Source organism: Daejeonella sp. (assembly GCF_049655485.1).
Taxonomy (GTDB): Bacteria; Bacteroidota; Bacteroidia; order Sphingobacteriales; family Sphingobacteriaceae; genus Daejeonella.
Map to the genome: position 1 here is coordinate 1 of NZ_JBASJU010000107.1, position 1,661 is coordinate 1,661.

The 1,661-nt window shown below is 39.4% G+C and carries 2 protein-coding genes; both read right to left on the reverse strand.

Annotation, left to right across the window (positions count from 1 at the left end; translation table 11 throughout):
* A partial coding sequence (locus tag WBJ10_RS04405; RefSeq protein ID WP_424288321.1) for a TolC family protein occupies positions 1-819 on the reverse strand: 819 nt, incomplete at its 3' end.
* 144 nt (positions 820-963) lie between these two features.
* Positions 964-1,661: sensor histidine kinase (locus WBJ10_RS04410; protein WP_424288322.1), on the reverse strand; the 698-nt coding region annotated here is incomplete at its 5' end.

Consider the following 1,661-nt stretch of genomic DNA (forward strand, 5'->3'; position numbering starts at 1 on the left):
CCTAATCTCTGGTCTGTATTCAAATGCCAGCTCCAGATAATCCTTAACTGGAATCTTTCGCAAAATGGTATCAGGTCTAGCCGTGATGACAGATATGACAGTATCCGGAGAAGTGAATCCCATGATATAATTTAATGAGCTTTTAGCTAACAGGTAGTTCAGGTTTGCCTGTACAAGATCATCGGCAGCGCTGGCGGAGTCTGCCCTTGAAGTGGAAGCTTCCAGTTCACTGATATCTCCATATTTCAAGCGGACATTGGCAAGATGGGCCATTTCCGCTCTGATCTTGGCAGTTTCCCGGATTATAGTTAACCTTTCGGTTGCAGCAAGCAGGTCAGCATAGTTGAACTGAACATCTCGAATGAGGGAAAATCCTCTTTGCATTAAACTATCAGCAATTCGGTCTGCATTTAGTTTAGCAACGGCTATTCGCTGGGGCCTTTGCCAGATAAAGTCGAGTGCAAAATTGATATATCCCGAAGTGGCTATGCCGCCTGTAGGAGCCAGGTAGCGCAATAAAGGATTGGAAATGATTGCTGCATTTGTAACATTTGCATTAGCCATCGATATATCGGCAAGATCAGTCTGAAAACGGGCATTGTTCCATAGGGATATATTTACAGCCTCTTCTTCAGTTAAGCCATTTTCCAAAGTAGTTCCAGGAGGTAATCGAAAACTACCGGGAATTAAACTATCATTCAGTGCATATTCAGATCGTTTATTAAACTCATCAGCAAAGGCTTTACGGCTTATATATCGGTTCGACTGGCAGGCTGAAATAAGTAAAGTAAAAAGAATACATACAACTATTTTATACATTTAGGAGGTGTCAAAAAATCTAATCAAATGCCCTTTATATTAATTTATTATCGGTGAAAAGGGATTATAGCTAATTTATAAAGCAATTTTGAGTAAATTCTGAACTAAAAATTTAAAAGCATAGAAACGAACCTAAAGAATATATCAAATCGAGAAATCAGGAGTGCTTACCGGGCTAAAAGAAACAGTAAAAACATGGTTTGAACTCTCAAGATTATAACTTAAATTCCAGTCGTGCACCTCACATATCTGGAAGGAAATAGCTAATCCCAAACCGCTTCCTTCTGAGCTTTCTTCCTTGTAAAAGCGTTGAAATATTTGATCAGATAAAGGAGAATTGCCTGCTGCTGAATTTATAATATGGAGGGAATCCTTTTTAAGGACGATTTTAATATTTCCGTTTTCGGTGGTATGTCTGATAGCATTACTGAACAGATTATTTATTAGAATATCAATCAGGTAAGAACTCCCATTTACGCTCGTTGGGGAGAGGTCCATTTCATAAAAAATAGATTTTGCTTCAAGGAGCTCAGAAAACTCGCTGACCTTGTTCTCCACAAGGGTACTCATCTCTATAGTCTCTTTTACCAAGAGAAGATTGCTCTCAATTTTGACTAGGAGAAGAAGGGATTGATTAAGCCGGGATAATCTTGAAACAGCTCTATAGAGATCCTCAACTAATATTGCCTGAATATGGCTTATCGATTCCGTCTGCATTAATGTATCCAATTTTCCCTGGATCACAGCTATCGGGGTCATGAGTTCATGCGCGGCATTCTCTGTGAAAGTCTTCAGCGTTTGGTAATCCTTAAACGCATTAGCTGACATTTCACGCACAGACT